Consider the following 6,721-nt stretch of genomic DNA (forward strand, 5'->3'; position numbering starts at 1 on the left):
GACTTAAAGTCTGTTCCATTCGTGAAATCTAAAGCGTCCTGTTTGCGCCATCATTTTCAGAAAAGAATGAATTCGTGAATATTAGTGCAATTCGTGGTGACACATTGAATCCAAGTTAGATAAAGTTCGCGATCTCGGGCGGGTCCGAGTCAAAGTCTTATGTACTACGTTTTAACGTCTTAAGTCTATTTTAGGCTACTTCACGGATAAGCATATAGTATTTTATAGTTTTATTGTACTTTCTTCTCAGCTTTCAAAACATCCTCCTTCGGCGGACAGGCTCAGGCACCTTTGATTCATTGGGTATTTTGTAGGATGCTGGGTGTTCTTCTAGTTATGAGTTTGTTTTGGTGTTTGATTTATCCTGGGAATCTCGATTTGTGATATGCAAATCTGGAGAGGGTAGTGGGGATGTTGTGGCAACTAAGGTTTAGGATTTTGCGAAGTCTAGTAAAAGTTTATAATCCTGTTGATCGGCCAGTTTTACGGCCTTTAAGTAGGTAGCTCTGGTATCGTTTGCTTTAGAAAGGTTTGATGCGCCCCAAGAGAAGGGTTCCTCGCCGAAGAGTTTTTCGATAATTATGTCGGCCATTAATCTGCTGTGTCTTCCATTACCATTAGGGAAACAATGAATGCTCACTATGCGGTGCTTGAAACGAATAGCTATTTCTATTGGTGGATATGTGTTATTTTCTATCCAAAACAAGGCGTCATCGCACAGCATTTTAAGTTGTATTGAAATTTGATGCCTATCAACTCCGATGTTTTTATTGGTTTTTCTAAACTGTCCTGCCCATTGCCATATATTGCCGTACATTCGTTTATATATATCGCAAATAAACTTTTCTGTAAATACCTGCTTGGCTTTGAATTTTTTACTGAACACCCATTGTAGTGCTTCTTCGATATTTAGTTGTTCGAACTCGTCCAAATCAGCGACTGTGGAGATTGTTTCTATCAGTAAGCCTTCTTTTTCTTCTTCATCAAGTGGGGTTTGACCTTTAATGTATTTTAAGTTTAATCCCACAGCATTTTCGGCATTTCGTTTTTAATACTCATAGTGCGTTCTTCTACAGCTTTTTTGAGACGGGTTTTAGAGTTTTCTTGATCTTCTAGTTTCATTGTGTTTGAGGTCCTTGAAACAATGCGAATAGCTAGTTCTCTAGCTTTGCGATCAATGAGGTCGTCCAGGGTGCCATCTTTAGGCACGAAACCGTATACTAATTGCATATTTAGTGCATTTGCAGTTTCCTTTAAATTGTTAAGGGTAATATTACCATTTTTCTCTCTTTTTTCTATTTCTTGTACGCTTTGTTTGGTAATGGAAAGCCTATCCGCTAATTGTTGTAGTGACATTCCTAAAGACGTACGGACGGCTTTAAGCCAGCCCGTTGGAGGCGGGGTAATGCTAGCGGCTGTGGTAAACCCTCTTAGTTTACGATCTAATTGTTCTAGTTGTAGTTTTCTTTTGTTCATAATGTAAGGTTATATCATGACTAAATCTTTTCAAAAGTAAGGCTATATCCTGACAAAAACAAATTATAAGTCAGGGTAAAGCCTGACGAATGTGTTTTAAAAGTAAGGTTATAGCCTGACGGATGCTGGGTATTTGTTCTAGATATGAGTCTTTGGTCAGTAATCAGTATTCAGTGGCAGTAAGCAGTAACAGTTTGCAGTTTTCTAGGTATGCGTTATGACGGGTGCTGGTTGACGGGTGTTCTAGTTATGAACTATGAGTTATGAGTTTTTTGCCTGGATAAAGTTGTTTTTTCTATGATTTATTGCCTTCTAAATACAGTTTTAGCTCATTGAGTTCGAATACTTCTTTATCGATTGGGATTTGGTTGTGGATGATGATGTTTTCTATGTGGTGGTTGTAGATGTAATCGCCTAGGATTTCTTTTAATATTCTGACTACTGTTTGGTGTGCTATTTCGGGGGTAATATTAGCTGTTGGGAAATTGAGAACTATTCCTACTATAAATTTATTTGTTACTGGGTCAATATGTTGAATCCAGGCCTTAATGTTGGAGGTGATAAAGCTTGCTTTATTTATGTTGAATTCATTTTCGAGATATTCTGAATCATCTTCAGATAGGGTTTCTATGGTGGTTGAGATGATCCAATTGGGAATTTTTGGGGCTGATTCTATTAGATTTAAAATGATTTGATGTGCCTCACTATCACCACCGGTGGAAAATGTAAGTGTTCGGCGTTTTTTGGAACTCGTTTTAATAAGTATTTGGAAACCTATATCAGCGCTGTAGCATCGAAGATGCTGGTAAAACCAGAATAATAATTGGTTGCATTCACTTTCTGGAAGGGTGTGAATGGAGCGTAGTTTTTTTTCGTTGGCGAGGAACCAGGACCAGAATAGGTTTGTTTTCATTGGGGTTTGAGTTCAAAGTTATGAGTTTGAATATGCCTGAATAAGGTTGCCTATTTTCTATGATTTGTAGCCTTCTAAATACAGTTTGAGCTCTTTGAGTTCGAGTATTTCTTCATCATCCGGGAGTTGGTTTTGGATGATGATGTCTTCGATATGTCGCTCGTATTTTTCGTCTCCAAGGGTGTCTTTCAGGATTATTACCACTGTTTCGTAAACTAGATCGGGGTCTTTGTCATTTGTAGGAATATCGAGATGGATTCCAAAAATGAATTGATCTGTGATGGGGTCATTTAGTAATGCCCAAAACTTTATGTGGGATGGTTTGCAACAAAATCCGTTTAAACAATATTCTTTTTCAAAATAGTTGGGATCTAAATCGGCCAAAGATGTTATAGACGCCGTTATAATCCAGTTTGGTAGTTTTGGAGCTGTTTCTAACAATTTTACCAAGAGAACTCTCACTTCGGGTTCTGCACTTGCTCCAAAGGATAGGATAGGTAGGTCTTGATCTAGAGGAGGAATTATAATTCTGAAGCTTATATTAGGGCTGTAGTAATCTAAATGTTTGGAGAACCAGTACAATAGTTCTTCCCTTCCTTTTTCTGAAAGGGTGTGGATGTTTCGGAGGATGTGTTCGTTGGTGAGGAACCAGAGCCAGAAGGGAGGGGTGTTCATTGGTTATGAGTTTTGGGTTATTTTTCAGTCGGTAGTCGGTAGTCGGCAGTCGGTAGTCTTTAGACGTTAGACGGTAGTTGTCGATTTGTTGTTTGGGTTATGGGTTGTTCGGTCGGTAGTCTTTAGACGGTAGACGATAGTTTTCGATTTGTTGTTTGGGTTGATTGGCCCCCTTTCGCCAAGGCTTCGGAGGGTGGGGATTATTTTCGTTTGTCTTTTGTGTTTTTGTCGAAGCCTATTACGTTTACCATTTCGCGTAGGCGGCTGCGGACGCGGTTGCCGTAACGGTCTTCGATTTCTTCGGCGTTGAGGTTGGAGGTAATGTGGGTCATTGCTCGTGTTCGATGTTTCAAAGGACATTTGGTGAAAATTTCGTGACGAGATAGTAAGATTTCTCCTAGTACGTTGCAGTCTTTTCCGAAGTGTTTTCCTTCGGGTTCTACACCGAGGTCATCGAAGCAGAAATAGGGACTATTTCCATATTGTTCGATTATTGAATATCCAAGATTATTGAAACCGAATACGATGTTCCTGGCTTTAGCACGGACTTCATGTTTGTGTTGTGGTAGGCACTGAGTTGGAGTAGGGCTTTGTTGATTTCGTCTTCTCCGAGATAGCGAGCTTTCACAAAATGTGGAGTTATTAGCTTCTTTTCTTTTAGCAGCTGTCGATAAGCATCGTTGATCTCGATTAGAACCTGAGCTAGATAAGTGTTGATTTGTCGGGCTTCTAAACTGGATCCTTTGAGTCGGGATTTGGTGGAGTCCCATAAGGGTGTGGTGAAGCTTCGCAAAAGACTGAATTTAGTCAGCTTCCCATTAATAGTTATTCTGACGTATATTGGGGTTTATCCTTTTGATTCCTTTTCAAAGCGTGGTTGAATATGGACGGAAAATGTGCCGGAATTTCTCATGATAATTACGTTTTCGGGTTAAATAAAATGTTGAAAACGAGTGTCAAATCAGAGGTTGTACAAATAAACACCCTTCCTAAAAAGGGAACCATTTAGGGCCCATACAAGATGGATTAAGTTCAAATTTAATGACTTTTTGCTATTGGCTAAAAAACGATAAAACCCTGTAAATCATAGGATTTACAAGGTTTTAGTGTCAAATGGTATTTGACTTGGTCGGGATGACAAAACGACCACCTACCTTGTATTGCGCTGATAATCAAACACCTATTTAATCATATTTTTGAGGGGTGTTCGATTAGGGTTCATTTATTTTAAAGATCGTTGTACTGATTTCAACTTCACGCTGAGTATAAAGATACGAATTATTAGAAAATTTTTCATCATAGGGTTTGATGCGTTTTGTTAATCTTTTAGATAATCTTTTACGGTTTGTAGATTGATCCCTGTGAATTCTGAAAATTCCTCTGCGGTAATGAACTGATGAGGCTGCTTGTCAAGATGCTTTCTGATTTGGTGCAGGAGTAGTCTGCCATATCGCTCACTTCTTCCAGTGATTCGTTGGACGTCTTTGGGGAATATGCACACTCGATCTGACTTCATTGTATTGTTTTCATACTTTATCCATACTTTATCCATACTGTATCCATACTCCATCTATGCTAGAGATTTAGGAATTTTTACCGGCTGTTTCGGTAAAAAAATACTTTTTCGGAATGGGTGACGGGTCAAAATCGTGCAGTGGTTTAAAAATACGGTGTTTTGTCGAGAACTTAAAATTTTATTGCAATGGCAAGACAAAAAGGTATTATCAAGTTGAAAGGGACTATCGGAGATATTTCCTTTTACAAAACGACAGACGGTCACCTGGCCCGGGAAAAGGGTGGGGTAGAGAAGGACCGTATTATGAACGATCCGGCTTTCCAAAGAACTCGTGAGAACGGTTCTGAATTTGGAAGGGCTGGAAAGGGTGGAAAGCTTATCCGAAACGCTATTCGGCTTTTGCTGCAGAATGCAAAGGATAAGAGAGTGACAAGCCGACTGACCAAGGATCTGGTGGCGGTGGTCAAATCTGATCTCATCAACGAAAGAGGGGATCGTACCATTCAGGATGGGGATTTGGGGTTAATCACTGGGTTCGATTTTAATATCAGAGGAAAACTGGGAACGACTCTTTTTGCTCCTTTCGTTGTTGCCTTTGATCGAATCACTGGGGATGTTACGGCGGATTTGGCGGCTTTCAGTCCGGTTGTTCGGATTGCGGCTCCTGGTGGAACCACGCATTTCAAAATTGTGATGGGGGCAGCCGAATTGGATTTTGTGAATGAATCTTTTGTTTTTGAAATGGACGATTCGGGAATTCTTCCTTATTCAGCACCGGATACTGCTCCGTTAAATTTAGCCGGCGTTTTGACTCCGAACTCCACATTGCCGGTACTTGAGGTTTTGGGAGTGGAGTTTTACCAGGAAGTCAACGGGGAAATGTATCCATTGAAAAATGGAGCTTTCAATGCCCTGGCAGTTGTTCTAACTGATACCCCATAGCATATGGAGTTGGTCCTAGAGCGAAGTTATCATCAAGAGGGGACCCACGGTTCCCTCTTTTTGAATAAGAGATTTCTTTGCTTCACCATTGAACTTCCTTGGTTGGAAAATCAGCGTTCGAAATCTTGTATTCCGGAAGGGGTTTATGCGTTGGAAGCTCGGTATTCAAAGAAATTTGGGAATCATTTATTGATCAAGAATGTGCCTAACCGGAATTTGATTTTGGTGCATCCGGCCAATTATGCCAAGGATGAGCTCTTGGGATGTATTGCTCCCGTTTCGGAATTGACATCGGTTGGAGTTGGGACCAATTCGCGAAGGGCCATGCAAAAGGTTCTTTCCTTGTGTCATCAAGTGTTTGAACGAAAACAAACTGTTTTATTAACTATTAAAAGTACTCGTTATGAATTTAATTGAGCGATATAAAAAACCAACCCCAAAATTCTTTAAGACATTACGGAATATTGGAATCGTATTGGGATCTACGGGAGCGGCTATTTTGGCGGTACCAGTAGCTATTCCTGCCGTATTAATAACTGTGGCAACTTACCTAACTATTGCCGGAACAGTGGTTACTGCTGTCAGTCAAGCGGTGGTTAGTGATGAAAGTAAAGAGGAAACCAAATCGGATGTAAATTAAAAATACTGATGATGCCTTTTAGATCTTTTTCGACAATTATGGGAACCTGCGGAGGGACGGTTTTGGCCACTTTGCCAATCATTGGTTCGGATGATTTGATTCGGACAGGGATTTTGGCGTTAGTGGGGGCGGTGGTGAGTTTTTCGGTGTCGTTTTCATTAAAAATAGTTGTCAAGAATTTCTTTTCGGCTCGATTTAAGTCGGATCTTAGTTTTCAGAAGAAGAAGGAAAAGGAAGATGAGAAGAAATTTTAGTGATTATAGAAACGACCATAATTGTTTTGAAAATTAAACAGTTTTCCTGTTCTTTTTTCCATTGATAAAAACCCTTCGACTGCGCTCAGGATAAACCAAGCCAAAAAAATCTAGGCTGATGAAAAGGTATCTAAATTTTTCATTCGGCGCCATCCTTCTCCTAAATATTAATTATGTTCTTTTTTCCATTGATGAAAAAAGAACCAAAAAAATCTAGGCTGATGAAACTTTATCTAAATTTTTTGTTCGCCCCTAAATTTTAGAAACTCGCCTTTAAAGATGGTTTTTGGGGGACTATTTCGTCT

Annotated in this window: 10 protein-coding genes and 1 pseudogene; 4 read left to right on the top strand and 7 right to left on the bottom strand. The window is 39.7% G+C overall.

From position 1 onward, the window contains the following. Positions 1 to 430 precede the first annotated feature (430 nt). From ACN0U3_RS14120 to ACN0U3_RS14150, 7 genes and pseudogenes are all read right to left on the bottom strand, one after another. Complete coding sequence (locus ACN0U3_RS14120; RefSeq protein WP_417266729.1) at positions 431 to 1,027, bottom strand: mobile mystery protein B; 597 nt, start codon at positions 1,025 to 1,027, stop codon at positions 431 to 433. Beyond that, the gene (locus ACN0U3_RS14125) at positions 1,018 to 1,476 is read right to left on the bottom strand and encodes a mobile mystery protein A (protein ID WP_417266730.1); all 459 of its coding nucleotides are present in this window, start codon (positions 1,474 to 1,476) and stop codon (positions 1,018 to 1,020) included. The genes ACN0U3_RS14120 and ACN0U3_RS14125 overlap by 10 nt, the downstream gene beginning before the upstream one ends. A gap of 295 nt (positions 1,477 to 1,771) precedes the next feature. Beyond that, positions 1,772 to 2,389, bottom strand: coding sequence for a hypothetical protein (locus tag ACN0U3_RS14130; RefSeq protein ID WP_417266731.1), 618 nt, complete (start codon positions 2,387 to 2,389; stop codon positions 1,772 to 1,774). A 57-nt stretch (positions 2,390 to 2,446) separates the two neighbouring features. Beyond that, on the bottom strand, positions 2,447 to 3,064 hold the full coding sequence (locus ACN0U3_RS14135; protein ID WP_417266732.1) for a hypothetical protein: 618 nt from the start codon (positions 3,062 to 3,064) through the stop codon (positions 2,447 to 2,449). Positions 3,065 to 3,264: 200 nt separating this feature from the next. Next, positions 3,265 to 3,597: pseudogene (locus ACN0U3_RS14140) on the bottom strand (ATPase); the annotation flags it as partial. Then, complete coding sequence (locus ACN0U3_RS14145) at positions 3,555 to 3,905, bottom strand: Arm DNA-binding domain-containing protein (RefSeq protein ID WP_417266738.1); 351 nt, start codon at positions 3,903 to 3,905, stop codon at positions 3,555 to 3,557. The gene ACN0U3_RS14145 and the pseudogene ACN0U3_RS14140, both read right to left, overlap by 43 nt. Before the next feature lie 477 nt (positions 3,906 to 4,382). Further along, complete coding sequence (locus ACN0U3_RS14150; RefSeq protein ID WP_417266733.1) at positions 4,383 to 4,634, bottom strand: hypothetical protein; 252 nt, start codon at positions 4,632 to 4,634, stop codon at positions 4,383 to 4,385. A 132-nt stretch (positions 4,635 to 4,766) separates the two neighbouring features. Here ACN0U3_RS14150 and ACN0U3_RS14155 point away from each other — a divergent pair, with 132 nt between their 5' ends. Genes ACN0U3_RS14155 through ACN0U3_RS14170 form a run of 4 tightly spaced genes read left to right on the top strand, consistent with a single transcriptional unit; the run spans position 4,767 to position 6,416 of the window. Beyond that, the gene (locus ACN0U3_RS14155) at positions 4,767 to 5,522 is read left to right on the top strand and encodes a hypothetical protein (protein ID WP_417266734.1); all 756 of its coding nucleotides are present in this window, start codon (positions 4,767 to 4,769) and stop codon (positions 5,520 to 5,522) included. 3 nt (positions 5,523 to 5,525) lie between these two features. After that, complete coding sequence (locus ACN0U3_RS14160) at positions 5,526 to 5,939, top strand: DUF5675 family protein (RefSeq protein WP_417266735.1); 414 nt, start codon at positions 5,526 to 5,528, stop codon at positions 5,937 to 5,939. A 58-nt stretch (positions 5,940 to 5,997) separates the two neighbouring features. Beyond that, positions 5,998 to 6,162: a hypothetical protein gene (locus ACN0U3_RS14165; RefSeq protein WP_417266736.1), complete on the top strand. Its 165-nt coding sequence runs from the start codon at positions 5,998 to 6,000 to the stop codon at positions 6,160 to 6,162. 8 nt (positions 6,163 to 6,170) lie between these two features. Then, positions 6,171 to 6,416, top strand: a complete 246-nt coding sequence (locus tag ACN0U3_RS14170) for a hypothetical protein (protein ID WP_417266737.1) — start codon at positions 6,171 to 6,173, stop codon at positions 6,414 to 6,416. Positions 6,417 to 6,721 lie beyond the last annotated feature (305 nt).

This window comes from Brumimicrobium sp., from assembly GCF_048268645.1.
Taxonomy (GTDB): domain Bacteria; phylum Bacteroidota; class Bacteroidia; order Flavobacteriales_D; family Crocinitomicaceae; genus Brumimicrobium; species Brumimicrobium ulvae.